The sequence below is a fragment of the Undibacterium sp. YM2 genome, from assembly GCF_009937975.1.
GTDB lineage: Bacteria > Pseudomonadota > Gammaproteobacteria > Burkholderiales > Burkholderiaceae_D > Undibacterium.
In genome coordinates, this window is record NZ_AP018441.1 from 2463493 (window position 1) to 2484394 (window position 20902).

General features: G+C 49.7%; 20 protein-coding genes and 1 pseudogene. 11 read left to right on the forward strand and 10 right to left on the reverse strand.

Annotated elements, in window-relative coordinates:
* Window positions 1-127: 127 nt before the first annotated feature.
* The gene (gene fliE / locus UNDYM_RS11180) at window positions 128-481 is read left to right on the forward strand and encodes a flagellar hook-basal body complex protein FliE (protein WP_162044574.1); all 354 of its coding nucleotides are present in this window, start codon (window positions 128-130) and stop codon (window positions 479-481) included.
* Between the two features lie 144 nt (window positions 482-625).
* On the opposite strand, the gene UNDYM_RS11185 is transcribed toward fliE, so the two are convergent.
* The 8 genes from UNDYM_RS11185 to UNDYM_RS11220 form a co-directional block, all read right to left on the reverse strand.
* Window positions 626-1387 carry a flagellar brake protein gene (locus UNDYM_RS11185; protein WP_162041096.1) on the reverse strand — a complete coding sequence of 254 codons (762 nt, stop codon included), beginning with the start codon at window positions 1385-1387 and terminating at the stop codon, window positions 626-628.
* Between the two features lie 37 nt (window positions 1388-1424).
* Entirely contained in the window at window positions 1425-1736 is a 312-nt protein-coding gene (locus UNDYM_RS11190; RefSeq protein WP_162041097.1) for an EscU/YscU/HrcU family type III secretion system export apparatus switch protein, read from the reverse strand.
* Window positions 1723-3054, reverse strand: a complete 1332-nt coding sequence (locus UNDYM_RS11195; RefSeq protein ID WP_162041098.1) for a flagellar hook-length control protein FliK — start codon at window positions 3052-3054, stop codon at window positions 1723-1725. Before UNDYM_RS11195 ends, UNDYM_RS11190 begins: the two co-directional genes overlap by 14 nt.
* Before the next feature lie 5 nt (window positions 3055-3059).
* A complete protein-coding gene (locus UNDYM_RS11200) occupies window positions 3060-3395 on the reverse strand; it encodes a flagellar protein FliT (RefSeq protein WP_162041099.1) in 336 nt (111 codons plus the stop codon).
* Window positions 3396-3401: 6 nt separating this feature from the next.
* Complete coding sequence (fliS, locus tag UNDYM_RS11205) at window positions 3402-3872, reverse strand: flagellar export chaperone FliS (RefSeq protein ID WP_162041100.1); 471 nt, start codon at window positions 3870-3872, stop codon at window positions 3402-3404.
* 43 nt (window positions 3873-3915) lie between these two features.
* A complete protein-coding gene (gene fliD, locus UNDYM_RS11210) occupies window positions 3916-5928 on the reverse strand; it encodes a flagellar filament capping protein FliD (protein WP_162041101.1) in 2013 nt (670 codons plus the stop codon).
* Between the two features lie 120 nt (window positions 5929-6048).
* Window positions 6049-6432 carry a flagellar protein FlaG gene (locus tag UNDYM_RS11215; RefSeq protein ID WP_162041102.1) on the reverse strand — a complete coding sequence of 128 codons (384 nt, stop codon included), beginning with the start codon at window positions 6430-6432 and terminating at the stop codon, window positions 6049-6051.
* 100 nt (window positions 6433-6532) lie between these two features.
* Window positions 6533-8020, reverse strand: a complete 1488-nt coding sequence (locus UNDYM_RS11220; RefSeq protein WP_162041103.1) for a flagellin — start codon at window positions 8018-8020, stop codon at window positions 6533-6535.
* 404 nt (window positions 8021-8424) lie between these two features.
* Here UNDYM_RS11220 and UNDYM_RS11225 point away from each other — a divergent pair, with 404 nt between their 5' ends.
* From UNDYM_RS11225 to UNDYM_RS11260, 8 genes and pseudogenes are all read left to right on the forward strand, one after another.
* A complete protein-coding gene (locus UNDYM_RS11225; protein WP_162041104.1) occupies window positions 8425-10629 on the forward strand; it encodes a tetratricopeptide repeat protein in 2205 nt (734 codons plus the stop codon).
* Window positions 10626-11395 (forward strand): annotated as a pseudogene (gene rfbF, locus UNDYM_RS11230) (glucose-1-phosphate cytidylyltransferase). The gene UNDYM_RS11225 and the pseudogene rfbF overlap by 4 nt, the downstream one beginning before the upstream one ends.
* Entirely contained in the window at window positions 11389-12468 is a 1080-nt protein-coding gene (rfbG, locus tag UNDYM_RS11235) for a CDP-glucose 4,6-dehydratase (RefSeq protein ID WP_162041105.1), read from the forward strand. Before rfbF ends, rfbG begins: the two are co-directional and overlap by 7 nt.
* Window positions 12465-13043: a dTDP-4-dehydrorhamnose 3,5-epimerase family protein gene (locus UNDYM_RS11240; RefSeq protein WP_232063972.1), complete on the forward strand. Its 579-nt coding sequence runs from the start codon at window positions 12465-12467 to the stop codon at window positions 13041-13043. The genes rfbG and UNDYM_RS11240 overlap by 4 nt, the downstream gene beginning before the upstream one ends.
* Entirely contained in the window at window positions 13040-14266 is a 1227-nt protein-coding gene (locus tag UNDYM_RS11245; RefSeq protein WP_162041106.1) for a class I SAM-dependent methyltransferase, read from the forward strand. The genes UNDYM_RS11240 and UNDYM_RS11245 overlap by 4 nt, the downstream gene beginning before the upstream one ends.
* Before the next feature lie 9 nt (window positions 14267-14275).
* On the forward strand, window positions 14276-14764 hold the full coding sequence (locus tag UNDYM_RS11250) for a DapH/DapD/GlmU-related protein (RefSeq protein WP_162041107.1): 489 nt from the start codon (window positions 14276-14278) through the stop codon (window positions 14762-14764).
* The gene (locus UNDYM_RS11255) at window positions 14761-15576 is read left to right on the forward strand and encodes an NAD(P)-dependent oxidoreductase (protein ID WP_162041108.1); all 816 of its coding nucleotides are present in this window, start codon (window positions 14761-14763) and stop codon (window positions 15574-15576) included. The genes UNDYM_RS11250 and UNDYM_RS11255 overlap by 4 nt, the downstream gene beginning before the upstream one ends.
* Window positions 15573-16322 (forward strand): cephalosporin hydroxylase family protein, encoded by a 750-nt coding sequence (locus UNDYM_RS11260; RefSeq protein WP_162041109.1) that lies wholly within the window; start codon window positions 15573-15575, stop codon window positions 16320-16322. Before UNDYM_RS11255 ends, UNDYM_RS11260 begins: the two co-directional genes overlap by 4 nt.
* Before the next feature lie 124 nt (window positions 16323-16446).
* On the opposite strand, the gene UNDYM_RS11265 is transcribed toward UNDYM_RS11260, so the two are convergent.
* Window positions 16447-18099: a GGDEF domain-containing protein gene (locus UNDYM_RS11265; protein WP_162041110.1), complete on the reverse strand. Its 1653-nt coding sequence runs from the start codon at window positions 18097-18099 to the stop codon at window positions 16447-16449.
* A 58-nt stretch (window positions 18100-18157) separates the two neighbouring features.
* Complete coding sequence (locus tag UNDYM_RS11270) at window positions 18158-18805, reverse strand: response regulator transcription factor (RefSeq protein ID WP_162041111.1); 648 nt, start codon at window positions 18803-18805, stop codon at window positions 18158-18160.
* Between the two features lie 166 nt (window positions 18806-18971).
* Here UNDYM_RS11270 and greB point away from each other — a divergent pair, with 166 nt between their 5' ends.
* Complete coding sequence (gene greB, locus UNDYM_RS11275) at window positions 18972-19520, forward strand: transcription elongation factor GreB (RefSeq protein WP_162041112.1); 549 nt, start codon at window positions 18972-18974, stop codon at window positions 19518-19520.
* 26 nt (window positions 19521-19546) lie between these two features.
* On the forward strand, window positions 19547-20899 hold the full coding sequence (locus UNDYM_RS11280) for a DUF3422 family protein (RefSeq protein ID WP_162041113.1): 1353 nt from the start codon (window positions 19547-19549) through the stop codon (window positions 20897-20899).
* The last annotated feature ends 3 nt before the right edge of the window (window positions 20900-20902 follow it).

Genomic DNA, 20902 nt, shown 5'->3' on the forward strand with positions numbered 1-20902 from the left:
GATTTTCCACTTAATTACTAAAATCAAACGCAGGAAAAACGATGCCTTTACAGTTCTTTTCCAAGCTCCCGTTTGCCATCTGGCTGTTAATGTAGCAAATGTGAAAGTCCACAATATAGGTGATCAAATGAAAATGGGGGGCATAGACGCCAGTCGGATAGAAGCCATGGTTGCGCAATTAAAGGCAACTGCGGCCAGGATGGAGGCAGGCTCGGGCCTGGGAGTAAGCCCGGCAGATGGTGCAGCACCGCCTGGCAGGCTGGATTTTGCAGAGGCTTTGAAGGCCTCGCTGGAGAGTGTGAATGAGTCGCAGGTCAGCTCGCAGCAACTGGGGCAAAAGTTTGCCATGGGCGATGATAAGGTCAGTTTGTCCGACGTCATGATTTCCATGCAAAAAGCCAATATCTCATTCCAGACCACCGTGCAGGTCAGGAACAAGCTGGTATCGGCGTATCACGACATCATGAACATGCAGATATAGCTTCCCGGTAAGACTTGCAGCAGGCTAGCCTCTGGCACCTGTATCTTGCCTGGGTTTGAAAAAATTAGGCCCGATTGCTGGAAATCGGGCCCTGTCTTTGTAACTATCTGACTGACTGTTTAGTTAATTGTTTAGCTAATTTTCTTAGCGTATGCCAGTCAACTTGGCATTGCGTTCCCGTTCCAGTTTCATGATGTAGCGCTGTACGCTTGCCAGGACGCTATTTGACATGTTAATGAACTGGCAGCCGAGGCGGCGGTTTGATTTTCCATTCAGCAGAACCAAATCCTGAGAATTGCGGATTTGCAGTATCACATCCACCAGGCCTATGGTTGGCAAATCCAGTTTGCAATGCTCATAGATGGTGCCTATGGTGCTATCGAGGACTTTTCTTTCATCCAGTATAGCTATGCCACCACAACTGATATCTACCAGGGCAAGTTTCAGTGTTTCCTGATGCCCCTCCAGATGTACTGGTATCAGCGCGCGGATGGGGTTGGATAGCGGAGTGTTGATACGATAATATTCGCGCCTTTGCAGGCGTATCATACTTGCCGGTATCTCAAACTGCAGTGCAGGGCGGTCTTCAAACTCTATGCGTTCAAGATTAGATGCAGAAAATTGTATGCTGATTCTGTCGAGCAGGCCTTCAAACGACACCCTTGGTGCTTCAACGATGCGTTGATTTGCCAATTGACCAGGGGCGCTGTCTATGATCACCAGATTGCTGCTGTCATCGACATCAAGTATGGAGGTAATGAATACTTCCGAGCCATTATTGATCAACATGCTGATCAATTGCTTGCTTTCTTTCAGGCCGCGCAGCAAACCGATGATTTCCCGACGGGAATCAACTTGAAACGGGCTTTGATTTTCTGTACCCAGACTCGGAGGTGTCGATGGCATATTTTTATGATCACATTGTAAAATTGGGGCTGTTTTTTTATTGTCGCCCTGAAGTCTCCGAAATTGTCCCAGACTTTTCCGTATCAATATGGTAAAGCCAAGCGAGCAGTTCTGCAACTGCCCGATACAGGGCAGGGGGAATATCGCGGTCAAGATCCACCTTCATGAGCAAAGAAACCAGCTCTTTGGACTGGTGCACATGGACCCCATGCTCTTTTGCCCTGGCAATGATTTCTTCGGCAATCAGTCCTTTGCCCTTGGCAACTACCTTAGGCGCGGCATCACCATTCTGGTAAGCCAGCGCAACGGCGTTTTGTACTGGTTTGAGAGGTGGATCAGCTGCGCTCATTTTTATTCACCACAAAAGACATCAGCGGTGAACCGGCCACCTGCATCGCAGTTGCCAGTTCACTTGCATGATCCTTCAGGGCGGAGACAGTGGTACTTTGCTCAGCCCGTAAGGACAGGCCCAGATTACTTGACTGCAGATTGATGATGGCCGTGACTGGCCCCAAGTTAGGCAAATCAAAACGAACCACCGATTGCCAGTTTACGTTCTCAATATCTTGCTGATTGCGCTCCCCCTGGCTTTCTTTTTTAATTTCCCATTCGATTTTTTGTCCGGGGAAAAGCTCTCCTTGCCATCGTACGATATTTTGCTCCAGAACATTTAGTTGCTGGTGAATTATTTGGCCCATTTCTTTGTTGGCCGGGTTTAAAGCTGAAGCAGAGGTGCTGGCGGTGGCATCAGAAGAGGCAATTTGAGATTGAGGCTCAGCCCTGATGTCATTAATAGGACGTTTACCCTGTGCCCATTCTGCAACATGTGACTCATAAAACAAACCACTGGTGTTGATCTGGTGCTGGAGCTTGCTGGCGGTGGCGCTTGTGTCTTTCAATTCCGCTGCTGTCGCGACGACCGGGGTTTGGCTGGCAATACTCAGTTTCTCCCCTTGACTGGGAGTTGCCTGCAAAATTTGTGTAATAAATTTCCCGGTGCTGCTCAATGATGTTGGGGCGCTGCTCAGATGGTCTGGTGTCGTATCAAAGGCGTTGTTATTGCCGGGGATGAGCTTACCGTTGATTTCTGTCGGTTTGGCCGTGGTTACTTCCTGTGGGCCGACCTTGGGTGAGTTGACAGTGGCGTCGTTGCTGATCTTCTTGCCAGCTTCATTTACTGACAAACTGACTATACTCGAAGTATCGGCTTTGGCACCTGTTTCTGGAGTGACTGGCCTGCTGGCAGTTTGAAGGCCTGGAGTATCTACCTCGTCAGTTGCCGCACCCAGATAATTACTGGACTGGAGTTGCGGGCGCTTTTCTGCGCCTGTTGCGTAGTTTTGCGGTAGCGGGGTAGGGAAATGGGCGTCCCCGTCATGTTCCAGCAGAAATGTGGGGCGGGGTTCGGTCGCGATCAGGCGCAGTGGAATCTGGTCGCCTGTTTTACTGCCTTCGGGCAGCATCATCTTAGCGGTAATGCCTGCCACTCTGACGGTAAAACTGCCGTCCATTAACTTTGACAGGATTTCACCCTTGAGCAATTGCCCGGTAACCAGCTGCGCCAGTTTGGGGGTGATGTCCTGCCGGGTTTCGTTAATGGACAGTGCTGCTGCCGGTGCCTCGATATTGGCAACTGGTTTGGACAGAATATCGAGCCGGGTCGCCATAAAAATCAGGCTGAACTACCTGCACCATACGCATTGGATAATTTTCTGTTGGTACTGGAGTTTTTCATCAGGTCTGACAACTGCGCCATCCATGGCTCGGTAATGTCGCGAATTTCCTTGTCGTCGGCAAGAATTTTCTTGATGATGCGGACTTTTTTGTCACGCATGTCTGCGGGCAGATCAAAAGGGATTTCGCTTTCACGTATGGTTTGTACGCGGCTGGAGCAGTCATTTTCCAGTTGTTCCAGCAATTCCCAATTTCCTGAGCGCGCAGCTTCCAGCATATTGCCTGTAATCACGGCAACATTTTCATACAATGAGATCAGTTCCAGACTATTCATCTTGATTCAAGCCTCAACAAAGTTGGCAGGACGAGGGGACAATGGGTCGATATTCATTTTGGGTGCTTCCGCAGCAGGTTCGTTGCTGGGGGCAATTGCTTCCCATGAAGATTTTAAATCCCTTAATAGATTTTTTACTTCATTGAGCATGTCATCGTTATTGTCCAGATTGGCGCGAATCAAACGGGCACTCATATATTCGTAAAGGGCATCAAGATTATTGGCTATTTCACCACCGGCCTTCTTGTCCAGGCTGGCGCGCAGTCCGTTTTCGATAATGGCGATAGCTTTCGAAATTGACTGACCTTTAGAGGCTATTTCACCATTGCTGAGGTGCTGCGATGCATTGGAGATCGCTACGATTGCTCCTTCAAAAAGCATCACGATCAATTTATGGGGACTGGCAGCAATCACGCCAGTCTCTATGCCTACTTTTGCGTAGGCATTTGCACCACGTACTTGAGATGAGCCAAACATAGCGATTAATCCTCTCTGATATTATTGGTACTGCTAACTTCGTTCACTTCGTGCTTGACGTCAGTGCTGCCAGTTGTTGTGAAAGAAATGAACTTGTATTATTCAAACTGCTTACAATCGAGTCCAGGGCTGTAAATTGCGCCCGGTAGCGTGCTTCTGTATCGAACAGGCGGCTATTCAAAATATCCCTTTGTTTGCCTATGTCCTTGATACTGCGGTTGATACCATCTGTAGCACTGGATATTGAGCCGGAAGTGCCAACCACAGTAGATAGCAAAGACGATACCTGTGACGCATAACCCCTGGAAAAATTCACTGTTCCGCGGGCTCCCAGTGAGCCACCACTGACCAATATTTTCAAGCCCTCGGTATCAGAGCCAGTAGCACCTGTCAGGAACTGTCCACTGCCAGCCGCTGTAATGCCATTCAGTTTGCCTGCCACGTCCACGCCGGCCGTGCCGTTGAGGACGGTGCCGGTAAAACTGGCAGCACCAGTGCCGGTGCCATTTGCCAGGTTCACATTCGAAGCACTACCATACTTGGTTGATTGCAATTGCAACTTGCCGCCGCTGTTAATGGTGGCAGTGACGGTTGAACCATTGTCTTTGAAAGTGGAATTCCCGTTGATTGAAGTTTGCAGCAAGGTTGCCAGCGAAGACGCTGTGTAAGTGCCTGCGGCCAGTGATACTAGGGATGTTTTCCCATCCAGGGTGACATTGATGGCAGTGTTGGCTGCAATGGTGGTGTTGCCGGTGCTCAGGTCCAGATCGCCTTGCAAGCCACCTTGCGTAGCAATGGCAGTGATTTCCAGGCCATAAGCGCCTTGCTTGGTTGCACTGGTAGAGCTGCTGTAACTGACCAGACTGTCCGTCGCTTTACCAACGGAGGCAAACAAACCGCTGATCTCATTGTAATTCGTCGACAAGGCAGCACTGAGTTTCGTCGAATCGACGGAGAGTGTGCCATCTTTTTGAAAATTGATGCCTATGCTGGCAAGGCTGGTGATGTTTCCACCCAGGCCGTTGACAGCAGTACTGAGTGTCGATCTGATCTGGCTTTGCACATTTCTGGCTGTAGAGTCGCCAATCAGAATGCCACCTTTTTTTGTGCTGGCATCGTAACCGGTCAAGGTTTTTAAGGTTGCCTGAAAGTCATTGTAACCTTTGACAAAACCATTAATGGCAGACTGTATGCCGCTGGTATTGGCACTCAGGGCAAGGCTGGTCGTGCCTACTTTACTGAGGTTCAGGGTGGTACCCTGTATGGCACCCGTTACTGCGTTGGACGTGCTGGAAATCGCAATGCCATTGACCGTCAGTGCTGCATTCTGGGCAGTGGTGGTTTCGGTAAAGTTTTGTGTTCCGGCAGGATCGTAATTCACCAGGCTTTGGATGGCAGCATCGCCCGTGGCAGAAATTTTAAGACTGGAGGTGGCACCAGTTTTGGCAGAAGTGAGCACCAGATGGTAAGGTGTGGCGCTACCGTCACCAACAATGGCGGCAGTTGCGCCTACCTTTGCGGCATTAATTGCGTCACGGATGCCTTGCAGTGAATTGTTAGCGCCATCAATAGTGACTGTGCCTATCGATTGCGTGGCATCCTGAGTAAAGGTAGAGCCCGTATAAACGCCATTTGCAGAAGTGCCACCAGTAATAGTGCCAAACTCAAAGGTGATCGTCGTGCTGGTGCCACTGCCGATACTGGCTGTAGAACTGACTTGACCAGCGCTGGAAATCGTTTGTGCCTGTGCCAGTTTGGTGACATTGACATTATAGTTGCCCTGGGTAGAAACGCTGGTGGTAGTGGCAGACAGGATAGAGCTGTCGCCTGCCGTAGCAGTTAACGACTGAAAAGTGCCCAGATTACTGAGGCCGGTAACATTGGACTGAAAAACGCTGAGCGCGCTGTTAAGCGTGCCATAAGCAGACAGCTTTGCCTGAAAACTGGCTTCTTTCTTCGCCAGTGTAGTCAGAGGCTGACTCTCCACCTGCATTAATTTGGTAATGAGACCGTTGACGTCCAGATTGGCGCCTAAGCCTGTCGATTGTATGCTCACATTGTTCCCCTTGTCAGACCGTACTGTACTAAATTATCGGCAAAGACAAACCAGACTTTAGAGGGGAATTTACATGCCAATTTAAAACTTAGATGCAGGACTGACTATATGATTAGCTAATTACGCTTGTTGTTTGATCAGTAAACCCTGTAGTTTATCCAGAGACCGCGAGATTTCAAGGGCTTCCTCGGACGGGATCTGGCGCAAAACTTCTTTGGTTTGCAAATCAACCACCTTAACGACTACTTTATTACTATGTTCTTCCACACTGAATTCGAGTGATTGTGACAGAGATTGGATTGTCTTGTTGATATCATCGACAGCTTTGGTCACTTTATCGAATTCTGGCGGTGCGGATGCAGAAGAGACTGCCTTGACGGCATCAATGGTTTGCGTTGATGCTGCTGCAGACCTTGAAACAGGGGCGCTGGTATCGGGGCCTGTTGCACGGTCAGTGATCAGTTGTCCTGATGGAGATGCGCTCCCTATCGACCGGATGTCCATGATCTTTTCCTTCAAGAAAAATACCCCTGGTCAAAAAGATGACCAGGGGGACATGCTTTACGCTTTAAGTATAGACCTAATTTACATAAGCCTACTGCTATTAGCCACGCAACAGGGCCAGAACGCCGTTTGGCAAGCCGTTAGCCTGTGCCAAAATCGCTGTACCAGCTTGTTGCAAGACCTGACCACGTGTCAGAGATGCTGTTTCTTGAGCGAAATCTGCATCACGGATACGGCTGCGGGATGCTGTCAAGTTTTCAGAGTTGGTCTGCAAACTTTCAATCGCAGAAGAGAAACGGTTCTGATAAGCACCCAGAGAAGCGCGGGAACTATTGATCGATTGCAGCGCCGCATCGATGGTCGTCAACGCGGCGGTGGCCCCGGCAGCGGTACCCAGATTCAGTGAAGATACACCTGCACCTACTGTTACAGTGGCAGAAGTGAAACCACCTGTCAGGTTGGCAGCTGTCAAACCAGTACCAGTACCGTTAGCCAGAGTGATACCTGCAGAGCTGGTAGAAGTCAGGGACAGTGTCGAAGTGCTGACGTCAGTTGCGCCCGTTGCCGATACAGTAATACCTGTGTTGGCAGCAGCAGCAGCAGCGTTAGTGCTGGCTGTTACAGTGATGTTGCGGCCGTCGGCAGCAGCCAGTGCGACTGCACCAGTTGTTGTGTTGAATGTAGCCGTAACACCTGTTTGTGTGCTGATTGCATTAACGGCTGCAGCAACTTGTGCGCCGCGTTGTGCGCCAGAAGTAGATGCATTCAAGGCGCCCAGATTTACGCCGTTAATTGTAATGTCGCCAGAAGCAATTGCAGTTGCAGAAGTGCTTGCAGTACCAGCAATAGTAGTGGAGCCTACAGTTGCTGTTACGCCTGTGCTGCCGCTGATCGCATTGATGGCTGCTGCCTTAGCGATACCGCTGCCTGTAGAATTGGAGAAGGATACGCCGTCAGCAGCGGACGCACCAACCTGGAAGCCGTTGATGGACAAGTCACCGGCAGCCAGAGCTGTTGTGGTAACTGCACCGGCACCGGCTACTGTCGTAGCGTAGCTGGAAGATGCACCAACACCCAGAGCGCTCGATTTTGCGCTGGAGATAGAAGCGATACTGATTTGATCGTTTGCTGTACCGTTGGCACCGACTTGGAAAGTTTGTGCAGAGAAGCTACCGTCAAGCAGGTTCACGCCGTTGAAGTTAGTGCTGCTGGCAACGCGGTTAATTTCAGAAATCAGCTGACTTGCTTCGTTGTTCAGAGCGGCGCGATCAGAAACGCTGTTGGAGCCGTTGGCGGATTGTACGGCCAGATCACGGATACGTTGCAAGTTGGAACCGATTTGTTGCAGCGCGCCCTCAGCGGTTTGCGCCAGGGAGATACCGTCGTTTGCATTACGTGCAGCTTGATTCAAGCCACCGATTTGTGAAGAAAGACGTTCGGAAATCGCCAGGCCAGCAGCATCGTCTTTTGCGCTATTGATACGCAAGCCAGAAGACAAACGTTGGAGGGACGTATTCAGAGCGGATTGAGATGTGCTCAAATTGCGTTGCGCATTCAGCGAAGCAATATTGGTATTAATAACAGCCATGGTGATTCTCCTTACCTAAGTTATACAATTTTGGCGTAGTAGCCTGAAACTTTGGTCTTTCGTGCTGACTATTGGACCGCCGTTGTAAAGGGTATCGGTAGAGACTAAAAAAGTTTTAGCGTGTTTCTGAAAATAAATCTTATTTTTTCTGCTCAAGTTTTTTTTCTCTTTCCGCTTGTCGGCGCTTTTTTTAAATACTTTAGGGGTAAATTTGATTTAGTTTTCGGCCTTTATTTAACACATGGAAACAAAATCATTAGCTATAAAATAAGCCTGAGCATGGTGGTTTCTGGTATTTTCCAGTGTGGACATGCAGTTTTATTCATTTTGCTTACTTAATTTGTAAGTCAGATGAGGTAATTGTAAAAAAGATTAATGATAAAAAGCTGACCTGGGGACCGGACATGGCAAAAACGAGTTTTGATGCGCGAAAAGCAATGCGCGATGTTCATCGACTTTTCGATGCTGGTTCTGTTTCCGAGGCCAGGCAAGGCTGCCTGACCATCATCAGGCATTTTCCGCGTCACGCAGAAGCTTTATATGCCCTGGCCAGGATGGCTGGGGATGCGGGTGAGAGTGATGAAGCCATGGGATATCTGAAACTGGCTTTTGACGTCATGCCTCACTTTCCTGACAACAGGAAGATTGCTTTCGGCATATTCAATAAATATTTGCTGGCGAAACAGTACCCCCAATTGGAAGAGGCTGGCCTGTGGCTATCAGCTTATTTGCCACGGGACGGCATCGTTTGGGACTATATAGGTGTAGCCAGGATAGAGCAGGCCAAGTTTCCGCAAGCACTTGAAGTGTTGAGCAAGGCTGTTGCCTTGTTGCCAAATAACCCCCACATACTTGCCAATATGGGCAATGTGCTGATTTCTCTGGAGCGTTGTTCCGATGCCATCGTGTATCTGGAAAAAGCACTGGCTATTCAGCCAGAGATGGTTGTTGGCCTCAATAATCTGGGAAATGCATTGCGTTTCATAGGCAAGACAGAGGAGGCGATAGCGAGTATATCGAAAGCAGTTCAATTAGACCCGGGTTTGCCCTATCTGTACAATAATCTTGGTCTCGCTTATCGTGAGCACGGTATGTATAGCGTCGCCATCGAACAATACCGGCACGCCTTGCAACTGCAGCCAGAGCTGGTACAGGTTTATCCCAATCTGATTGATGCACTGCGCCAGAACGGGCAAGTGCAGGAATCCATAGAGTGCGGGCAGCATGCGCTGACGCTGACCCACGATATTCCTGAAATCTGGGGGGCTTATGGTGACACCTTGCGCGAGGCGAACCATCTCGATGCGGCGATTGAAGCTTATATCAAGGCCCTGTCTTTCAAGCAGGATAGCGTGTCTTCTTTCAACCGGAAAATTTACACTAACCTCTTATTTTGTCTGAATTACCATCCGGATTTAACGCCTGAGGTGATTTATAACGCTTACCATGAATTTGATTTGCGTTTTACTGCGCCGCTCAAGGCAACATGGAAGAAATTTGAAAATGTCCGCGTGCCGGGCAGACGTCTCAAAGTGGGCTATGTGACGCAAGCTTTTTATAATCATGTTTGCAAGTATTTCCTGCTGCCGCTGATAGAGGGCCATGACAAGGATCAGGTTGAAGTCTATGCCTACGCAAATCCGCCTTTCGAAGATGAAGTGACTGCCTATTATAAGAAGCAGGTAGATCACTGGGTGCCAACCCGGGATCTGACGGATGAGGCGCTGGCCGAGCGTATTCGCGCCGACGGGATTGATGTCCTGGTGGATGTGGCAGGCCATACCAATGGCAATCGTTTACCGGTCTTTGCGCGCAAACCGGCCCCTGTTTCCTTGCATTGGCTGGAGTATGGTTACACGACGGGTCTAAGTGCCATAGATTATTACTTGACTGACAAGCCCACAATTACGGACAATTGCGCACATTTATTTTCTGAGAAAGTCTGGTGCCTGGATGGTCCGGCCTATGTTTACAGGCCAGATACGCGCAGGGCAGAGCTGACGCCTTCACCTTTTGAAAAAACAGGTCTGATTACCTTCGGTAGTTTATCGCGTTCAACCAGGATAAATCATCGTGTAGTGCGCGTCTGGGCAACGATACTGGATGCAATGCCAGATTCGCAATTAATAATCAATAGTGGTGACTTTAAAGACCCACAAGTACAGGAAGAAATGGCATCACGCTTCATGCGCTATGGTATAGAGCGCTCACGATTACATATAGGATTCAGTACACCATCCTGGGAAGTGTTGAAACACATCGATATCAGCCTGGATTGTTTTCCCCATAATTCGGGAACGACTCTGCTTGAGTCGTTATATATGGGCATACCCTTTATCTCTCTGGCAGACCGGCCTTCAGTTGGTCGCATCGGCGCCAGCATATTGACAGCAATCGGGCATGAAGAGTGGCAGGCTTATACAGAAGATGAATATGCGCAAAAAGCGATTATCCTCGCACATGATCTGGACGGTCTGCGCAGCCTGAGGGCTGGTTTGCGCCAGGAAATGGAGCAATCCCTGCTCATGAACGAACCGGCATTCGCACGTTCAGTCGAAAAAGCTTATCGCCAGATGTGGCAAATTTATTGTGAAGGACAGGAAGAGTGAAGGCCGTTATTTTAGCTGGTGGTCTGGGTACCCGTATTTCTGAAGAGACCCACCTCAAGCCCAAACCCATGATAGAGATAGGGGGCACCCCATACTCTGGCACATCATGAAGTCGTACTCGGCGCATGGTGTGAATGAATTCGTGATTTGTTGTGGTTACAAGGGTTATCTGATCAAGGAATATTTTGCTAATTATTTCCTGCACATGTCAGACGTTACCTTCGACATGCAGAATAATAGTATGGAGGTGCATGAGCACCATGCTGAACCCTGGAAGGTAACCCTGGTCGATACCGGGGAAGACACCATGACTGGCGGGCGTCTCAAGCGTGTTGCACGCTATTTGCAGGGCGAGGAAGCTTTTTGCTTTACCTATGGTGATGGCGTTGCAGACCTGGACATTGCGGCGTCCATCGCATTCCATAAGCAACACGGCAAACTGGCTACCGTTACAGCAGTTCTGCCTCCCGGACGCTATGGCGCACTGGAGCGCAACGGCAATCAGGTCGCCGGTTTTATCGAAAAGCCGCGTGGTGACGGCGGCTGGATCAACGGCGGATATTTCGTGCTGTCTCCGAAAGTACTGGATTTTATCGAGAATGACAGTATCAGCTGGGAAGCCGCTCCACTTGCTGAATTGGCAAAGCGCCAGGAATTAATGGCCTTCGAGCACAGTGGATTCTGGCAGCCCATGGATACCTTGCGTGAAAAAAATCTGCTGGAAGACTTGTGGCAATCCGGAAAAGCACCTTGGCGAGTATGGTAAATCATCCCACACAAACAAGCATCGTTGATCCGGCCTTCTGGCGCGGGCGCCGTGTCTTGCTGACCGGGCACACTGGTTTTAAGGGAGCCTGGCTGGCACACTGGCTGTCTGGCATGGGTGCCGTAGTGCATGGCCTGGCTCTGGCTCCGGTTACCGAGCCTAATTTGTTCGATTTGCTCAATATTGAAGACAAGGTCTGCAGCCACATTGGCGACATACGCGATATCCATGCCGTGACTGCAGCGGTGGAGGCATGTCAGCCAGAGTTTGTATTCCATCTGGCGGCGCAAGCCCTGGTGCGCGCGAGTTATCGTGAGCCTCTGGTGACTTTTGCCAGCAATATCATGGGCACCGCCAATCTGCTGGAGGCTATCAGAGGGCGCAGCGATGTAAAGCTTGCGCTGATTGTGACGACGGATAAAGTCTATCGCAATCTTGAGCAGATCCATCCCTATCCGGAAACCGCTGAATTGGGCGGACATGACCCGTATAGCGCGAGCAAAGCTGCAGCAGAACTGGTGCTGGCTAGTTATCGTGCTTCATTCTTGGCCGGGCAGGGTACAGCCGTGCTGGCCGCCAGGGCCGGGAATGTGATTGGCGGTGGCGACTGGTCTGAAGACAGATTACTTCCGGATGCCGTAAGAGCCTGGCAAAGCGGCCAGACTTTGCAGATCCGCCGTCCCGACTCTGTCCGGCCATGGCAACATGTACTGGAGCCGCTGTCAGCTTATCTGTGTCTTGCCCAGTATGCCCATGCAAATCCACACGTTAGCCATGCGTGGAACATCGGCCCCGATGATGCTGCAAGTGTCAGAACAGTGGTAGAACTGGCTCAGGCTGCTTACGGTAGTGGACAGACTGAATTTGCGACTGATATCGTTGGCCCGCATGAAGCAGGTTTATTGGCATTGGATGCCAGCAAATTGAGGCAGACCCTGGGAATTACCCCGCGCTGGAATCTTGAGCAGGCGGTCAGCCGCAGCATGCACTGGTATCGTGATTTTGCGCAAGCTCAGTGTGCTGCAGAATTGTGTGACCGTGACATTGCCGCTTTCATGGCAGGTAATGCATGATGAAGCTCTCAGCCTCAGGCCGTTTTGAAATTTTATCGACGCCTCTGGATAGTCTGTACCTGCTGCAAAGAAAAGTGCTGGGTGATCAGCGCGGCTATTTTCAGCGCATGTTTTGTGCAACAGATTTGGCTGAATTGGGCTGGCATGAACCTATAGCGCAGGTAAATCATACCTATACCTCAGTAAAAGGGTCTATACGTGGCATGCACCTGCAATTGCCCCCCAGTGCAGAAATGAAATTAATCACTTGCATGAAAGGCGAGGTCTGGGATGTGGCCGTAGATTTGCGCGCTGATTCTGCCACTTTCTTGCAATGGCATGCTGTGTTGTTGTCACAAGCGAATCAGCGCTCGTTTTTAATACCTGCCGGTTTCGCCCATGGCTTTCAAACTCTGTCGGATGAGGTTGAAATGCTATATTGTCATAGCAAGCCTTATGTACCGGCAGATGAAATGGGGTTAAATCCATTTGATGCCCGGTTGGCAATAGAATGGCCTTTGGGGGCAACCGAGATGTCGGATAAAGACCGCAACTGGCCCATGTTAAGCAAAGAATTTCAAGGAGTGATTGTATGAAGTGCCGGCATTGCGCGCATGAGTTGACGCAAACCTTTCTCGATCTTGGTTCAGCACCGCCATCGAATGCCTATTTAAAACCAGAAGCCCTGAGCCAGGCAGAAATCTGGCTGCCTTTGAAAGTAATGGTTTGTGATGCTTGCTGGCTGGCACAAACCCTGGATTTTACCGGGCGTGAAAATTTATTCGATGCCGACTACGCCTATTTCAGTTCATTTTCTTCCAGCTGGCTGGCCCATGCGAAGAAATTTGTTGAAACGATGCGTCAGGATTTGAGCTTGAATTCGCAAAGCCTGGTGATGGAAGTTGCGGCAAATGACGGGTATTTATTGCAGTACGTGCAGGAGGCTGGCATCCCGTGTTTTGGGGTGGAACCAACTGCTAGCACCGCTGCGGCAGCAAGGGAAAAAGGCATTAAGGTCATAGAACGCTTCTTTGGTGTGGAGTTGGCAAAGGAGATACTCGCACGTGGTCAGCGCGTTGATTTATCGGTCGCCAATAATGTATTGGCGCATGTACCTGACATCAATGATTTTGTTGCTGGTTTTAGCTTGGTCTTAAGCGAGCAAGGTGTCGCCAGTTTTGAATTTCCGCATTTGTTGAATATGGTGGAGCAAAACCAGTTTGATACTGCTTACCATGAACATTATTCTTATCTGTCACTGCATGCGGTCAAAACAGTGTTTGCAAAAAATGGTTTGCATGTATTTGATGTGCAGGAGTGGCCAACGCATGGCGGCAGCCTGCGTGTACTTGCTCAGAGAATGGATATCAGGTACCGCGAAGAAAAAGCCAGTGTCGCACAAATACTGCAAGCAGAGCAGGCAGCGGGTATTCTCAATACCGGCTTTTATGAGGCAGCACAGGCTAAGGCAGAATCTGCCAAGTTCGCATTGCTGGAGTTTTTGCTCAATGCAAAACGCAATGGCACGCGTGTAGCCGCCTACGGCGCTGCCGCCAAGGGCAATACCTTGCTGAACTTTTCTGGAGTCAGGCCTGATCTCTTGCCGTATGTCGTGGATATCAACACCCATAAGCAAGGTAAATTCATGCCTGGCAGCCATATACCTATTGTTGATATTCAGCATTTGCTGGCAGATAAGCCGGATTTCATTCTTATTTTGCCCTGGAATTTGCAGGCAGAAATCATGCAAGACCTCGCCCAGGCAAAAAACTGGGGTGGGCAATTCGTCGTTGCGATTCCTCAATTAACGGTGTTGTAAGAGCTCAGCATGATAGAGATACATCCAGATGCGCGAATTTCTAAATTGGCTGATATTGAAGATTCAGTCAGGGGGACGCGCATTATCATAGGTGCTTTTTCCAGCATAGACAGCTTTGTCAAATTCAAGCCTGCCGGTGGCGTGGCCGATGTTGTGATTGGTGAGCGCAGTGTCATCAATTCTGGCTGCGTCCTGTATACGGGAAACGGCATCGTGATAGGGAATGACGTCGCGATTGCCGCGAATTGTACTTTTGCGCCAGTCAATCATGCCTATCACGACAAAAGCCGGCGCATCAATCAACAAGGCTTCTTGCCAGGCAAAGGCGGTATCATCATTGAAGACGATGTCTGGATAGGAGCAAATTGCGTGATACTTGATGGTGCCATCTTGAGGCAGGGCTGCGTCATAGGTGCAGGTTCTATCGTCCGCTCTGAAGTTGCTGCGTACTCCATTAATGTTGGCAACCCCTTGCAACAAATCGGGATGCGCAAATGAGCGAGGCTTTGCGCGCAACCCTGATAGGTGGCAAGGGCTTTGTCGGGCGGCATCTGCACCAGGCTTTGCAAGCAAAGGGATGGGACAGTTATGTCGCAGAACGTGATGATCCGCGGCTGACAACAGATGACCTGGGTCATGTTTTTTATTGCGCTGGTCTGACGGCCGATTTCCGGCAACGTCCCTATGCCACAGTAGATGCCCATGTGCATCTGCTATCAAGTATTTTGCAACATACTCGTTTTGCCAGCCTGACTTACTTGTCGAGTACCCGTGTTTACGCTGGTGCTCTAAATACACAAGAAGACGCAGCATTGACCGTCAGCGCTCACTTGTCTGGCGATTTATATAATATTTCCAAGCTCATGGGTGAAAGCCTGTGCCTGCATGGTGGTCGCAATGTGCGTGTAGTTCGTTTATCGAATGTGTATGGAGCAGGGATGCCAGAGCAGAATTTCCTGGCAGATATCTTAAATTCCGCAACGAAAACCAAACGGGTGGTATTTCGCAGCAGCCCTGATTCGGAAAAAGATTACATTTCCATCACAGATGTCGTGCGTTTTTTACCCATAATTGCCACACAAGGTGAGATTGGCATATACAATTTAGCCAGGGGCAGGAATACTACGCATGCCAGAATCGCAGCATTGCTGGAACAGTTCGGCGTCAGTTGTGAATTCGAAAATCATGCACCATGCATCAGTTTTCCGCCTATTTCCATATTAAAGCTGGAGTCTTTGTCCGGGCAGCCGGAATTGGATATAGCAAGTGAATTACCAGCGCTTTTTAATCATTACACAAAAAAACCATGAATCCGATTAAACAATTTGAAGCAGAACGCGATGCCCGCATAGAGCAATTGGGCAAAGACCTTGAGTTCCAGGCGCAGTCCCGCGACTGGCTGGAACAAAGCATGCGTCGTCAGTATGTTTATAATTTTTCATGGTTGGGGCGCCCCATCATACAAAACCCGATAGACATGATGGCGATGCAAGAACTGATCTGGACGGTGCAGCCCGATCTCATCATAGAAACCGGTATTGCTCATGGCGGTTCGATTATTTACTCCGCTTCCTTGCTGGAGTTAAACGCTGCTTGCGGCGGTAATCCTGACGCTAAAGTTATTGGTATCGATATTGATATTCGCGAACACAATAAGGAAGCAATTCTGCAGCACCCTATGTCCAGGCGTATACAGATGCTGCAGGGATCAAGCGTCGCCACTGAGATTGTGGACCAGGTGAAGGCCATTGCACAGGGCAAACAGAAAGTCCTGGTTTTCCTGGATTCCAACCATACCCACGAACATGTATTGGCTGAGCTGCAGGCTTACGCACCACTGGTAACGAAAGACAGTTATTGCGTCGTATTTGATACTTTTGTAGAAGATGTGCCGGCAGACGTATTTGATAACCGTCCATGGCAGCCGGGAAATAGCCCGAAGACAGCAGTGCATGAATATCTGAAAACTCATCCAGAATTCGTGATAGACAAGGCCATGGACTATAAATTGCAGATTACCGTGGCACCTGACGGCTTCCTGAAGCGGGTCAGCTAGAAAAAAAGTTCAAAAAAACACGGAGGACATCATTTTGTCTTTCGTGTTTTTTTGTATTCGCTTTTTACTTTTTTACTGATACTGATCAGCGACATATTTCCCCTGATCTGCTGATCCCTTAATATCAGCCAGCCTTGATGACGCGGTTTTTGCCAGACTGTTTTGCCTCGTACATAGCCTTATCGGCACGCTTGATGGTTTCTTCTTGTGGCTCGCGTGGATTGCGCAAGGCAACGCCCGCACTGAAAGTGATGAACAAGCGTTGATCATTGGCCGTGAAGAAGTGCTTGGTCAGTTCTCTTTGCACGCGCATCATGGCCTGGGCAGCTTCTTCCAGCTGCGTTTCTGGCATGATGATGACAAATTCCTCACCGCCGTAGCGTGCTACCATGTCTATGGATCTCAGGGTTTGCTTGACAATGCGTACCAGGTGAACCAGCGCCTCATCACCGGCGGCGTGGCCGTGGGTGTCGTTGAGCTTCTTGAAGTTATCAAGATCCAGCAGGGCTACGCAAAGTGGCGTGTTACGTCGGTCAGACCTGTCGGCTTCGCGTTCAAATACATCGTCCATACCCCTGCGGTTCAGGCTGCCTGTCAGTTGGTCTTCCCTGACCAGTTCACTCATGTGGGCAAGTTTGTTTTCCAGTTCCTTGATGCGTGCCTCTGCTTCGCTGACCTCTTTTTGAGCAGCGACTATCATGTCACGCGAACGCAGGGTTTCAGACTGGACTTCCCTGGTTTCGTTGAGGATATTCCTGATCAGGTCGCTGACCTCGGCAACATTCTTGGCTGAACTCAGTTGTTGTGAGTAGGTGCCCATTTTGTGCTGATAAGCGCCGGTGCTGTCTGCCATGGCATTCAATCTGTCGATAAATGCCGTCATCATGTTCTTGACTGAGGTTTTTGACTCGTCAATACTGGTTTTCAATACGCCTTGCTTGTAGATGACATCTTTCAGGCTGCGCGTGGCTTCTTGCAGGGCACGGTGATCAATCGGGCCCGCGATGAGATTTTGTACCACCTCGATCTGGCCGCGTAACCAGTTATCGTTATCAAGCAGATCGTGGATATTGGTCAGCAGCAGGTCGAACAGGCGCAGCAGCAATTCCTGTTGTTCAGCGCTGTCACCGCTTTGCAGTTCAATCTGAAAGCACAATTGCTTGAGTCTGCCAGCAATCATGTTCAGCTCACCTTCATTGACCGCAACCTTGACCGCTGTGCCCAGGCTTTCCGACTCTTCGGCAAGTTGCGGGCTAGGTTTCAGTAGCGAGGTGAGGGCAAGGGTCAGGGTGCGGTACAGTAAGTCCTTGAGGATGCGCAACCTGCCATCCTCAACCGGGCCATCATCAACCAGTGAGATGCTCTTGCTGGCAACAGGCGTTGGCAGCGGATCGACGAGACTGATGTTATTGGAGGCAGTTGGCGGCGGAGCCGTAATACGTTCAGCCAGTTGTGTCAGGCCACGGCCATAATCTTGCCAGTTGCCAGTTTTGATCGCACGGCTGAAGCGTTGCCCAAAAGTGGACATCTCACCTGTCGAAATCTGCAGGCTGTTGGCAAAATTGGCAAGTAAAATCTCGGCTTGCGGAATGACTGGAGTTGCCTCCATTTCAGGCGGGGCTTCTACCGGAGTATCCGGAACACCTGCTATATCATTATAGAGTTTGCGGTAGGCCTCTGGTGTTGGCGCAATGCGCTGTATTGCCAATTGTCTGAATGTCTCGCGCGCAATATCTGTAGGACTTTTAAACTGCGAATTATTTGGAGTTTTCGACATTTTGCTTTGCCAATGACCTTGCTAACAAGAGTATTGCCCACGACATTAATATTGCCGTTTAATCTACAAGCTGATTTTTTATTGCATAGTGCGTTAATTCAGCATTGTGCCGCAATTTCATCTTCAATAGAATTCTCGACCTGTATTCGCTAATGGTTTTTACAGAAAGTGACAATTCTTTTGCGATGTCGCTAACTGACTTGCCTGAGGCGATCAGGGTCATGGTTTGGAACTCACGGTCAGACAGGGTTTTGTGCAGTGCATCTTCATGTTCCTGGTTCAGGTTGTTTGCCAGTTCCTGGGCAAGTTGCGTGCTGATGTATTTCAAGCCACGGGCGACTTGTCGTATGGCTTCCAGGATTTGCACGCTGCTGCATTGCTTGTTCAGAAAACCAGAGGCGCCGGCTTTCAATGCCCTGACTGCATACTGGTCTTCTCTGTGGATGGAGAACATGAGAACTGCGATATGTGGTTTTTCGGACTTGATTTGCTTTAAAACTTCTATGCCATTCCTGTCTGGCAGGGCAATGTCTAGCAACAAGACCTCAAAATCGAGCTGGCGGCTCAGGCGTATCGCCTCCAGGCCGGTTTCTGCCTCTGCGATGATGGCCATATCTGTTGTGGTTGAGATAATGCTTTTTATTCCCTCTCTCACAACGGCATGATCATCGACGACGAGTACATTGATTGCTGCTTTTTCTGTCATGCAAAATCCATTTTCTTAATCAGGCAACCTGACATTACCCAGCATCCTATCAGGAGTGATATTGAATGGTAACGGCAAGCAAACTATTCTTCCATTTTATAAGCTAAGTGTGGGCTTTCGGTGGCACAAAAGAAATTATTTTGATCAACTCCGCTACAATGTAGTAATGAGCAAAGCATTTATCAAAGAATCAGATTCCGACGACGAAGAGGAGTTCGGCGCGCCAGCCATTCCTGCGGGTGTAAAAAACTATATGACGCCGGAAGGTCATCAGCGCATGAAGGATGAGTTCTTGCAACTCATGGACGTGGAGCGGCCCGAGATCGTCAATATTGTGCACTGGGCTGCCTCCAATGGTGACCGCTCGGAGAACGGCGACTATATCTATGGCAAAAAACGCTTGCGTGAAATCGACAGGCGTATACGGTTTTTAACCAAGCGCCTCGATATTGCAGAAGTCTTCGACCCGCGTATTCATCATGGTTCTGATCAAATCTATTTTGGCGCCACTGTCACCTATGAAAACCAGCATGGTGAAGCGCATACTGTGACAATTGTCGGTGTTGATGAATTTGACCCCCTGCAAGGCAAGATCAGCTGGATTTCCCCTGTTGCCAGAGCACTCATCAAGGCAAGGGTAGATGATACGGTGACCTTGCGTACGCCAGGAGGGGTAGAGGAGTTGACCATACTTGAGGTCAATTACCCGGCATAAGATTTTTAATTTCCCTATGAATCCACATGTCCCTTGCTTATTCCAAACTCAATCATCCCTTACGTGTACCTCTGGCAGCAGAAGTTCATTCCAGGCCTTCGTTGCGCTTGCATGCCCCAGAGACGCTGACCCATCTGGCGATTTTTGCCAGGAATGATGCCCATCTGGGTGGTGATAACCTGCTGACCCAACAAGTCATACTGGGTGATTTTTGCCGTCATTTTGCTGTGGCGAGTCCCTCGGGTGATGCCAAGTATTTCTTCCATGATTTTGGTCGTTTCCGCCTTAAATGGGAATGCCATACAGAGTTTGCCACCTATACCTTTGTCGAAAACCAGACAGAGCCGCAGGATAGCGTTCAGCATGAGACGGAGTTGGCCCAGGTATTTGCCAACGCCCCCATACGTCATTTGCCTCAACAGTGGTTATTCGAGTTGCAAGAGAAGGTCATGGTCGCCACCCATGTGGCTCTTATCCCGGCTGCACAGGAATTTCATCCACCGTCACCCGTAAAACAGATATTTGAGGGTGGGGTGGTGGTGGGTAGTGAGGTTTTGAGCCGTGGTGAAGTATGGACAGATTTTCTGATACAGGCAGATGGCTTCAGCCGCTTCGTCGTCAAGGACAATGGTTTTCTGGATCAGCAGGCGGGGCGGACGGTGCAGCGGCTGCTGGAGATCGAGACCTACAGAATGATGGCATTGCTGGGTTTGCCGCATGCGCAAAATGCTTCTTTTGTATTGAATGACATAGAGAGGGACTTGGTCGCCCTGACTGCTGCAATGACGATGGCAGGCAATGGACAAGGCGAGGCAAGTTCGACTGATGCCGAGCAAAGCTTGCTGCGGCAAATTATCGACCTGGCTGCCCGCACTGAAAAACTGGCGCTGGAAAACAGTTATCGCTTCGCGGCATCCAAGGCTTATTTCAAGCTGGTGCAGTCGCGTATTGCCGAGTTGCGTGAATTCAGGATAGAAGGCGTGCCAACCATAGGTGAATTCATGGACAGACGTCTGGCACCAGCCATGAACACCTGTGAAGCTATCGTAAGACGGCAGGAAACATTGGCAGAACGTATCGCCAATACCAATGATCTGTTGCGCACCAGGGTAGGCATCGTACAGGAGCAGCAAAACCGCAAGATACTGCAAAGCATGAATGCCAGGGCGGGCCAGCAATTACGCTTGCAGCAAGCGGTCGAGGGTTTGTCAGTCGTGGCAATCAGCTATTACATGACAGGCCTGGTCTATTATGCGGGCAAGGGTCTGAAGGCGATGGGTTTACCTATTAATCCAGATATGCTGGCTGGCTTGTCTTTACCTGTGATTGCTGGCGTGGTCTGGTGGGGTTTGCGCAAGATGCACAAGACCATACACTGACAG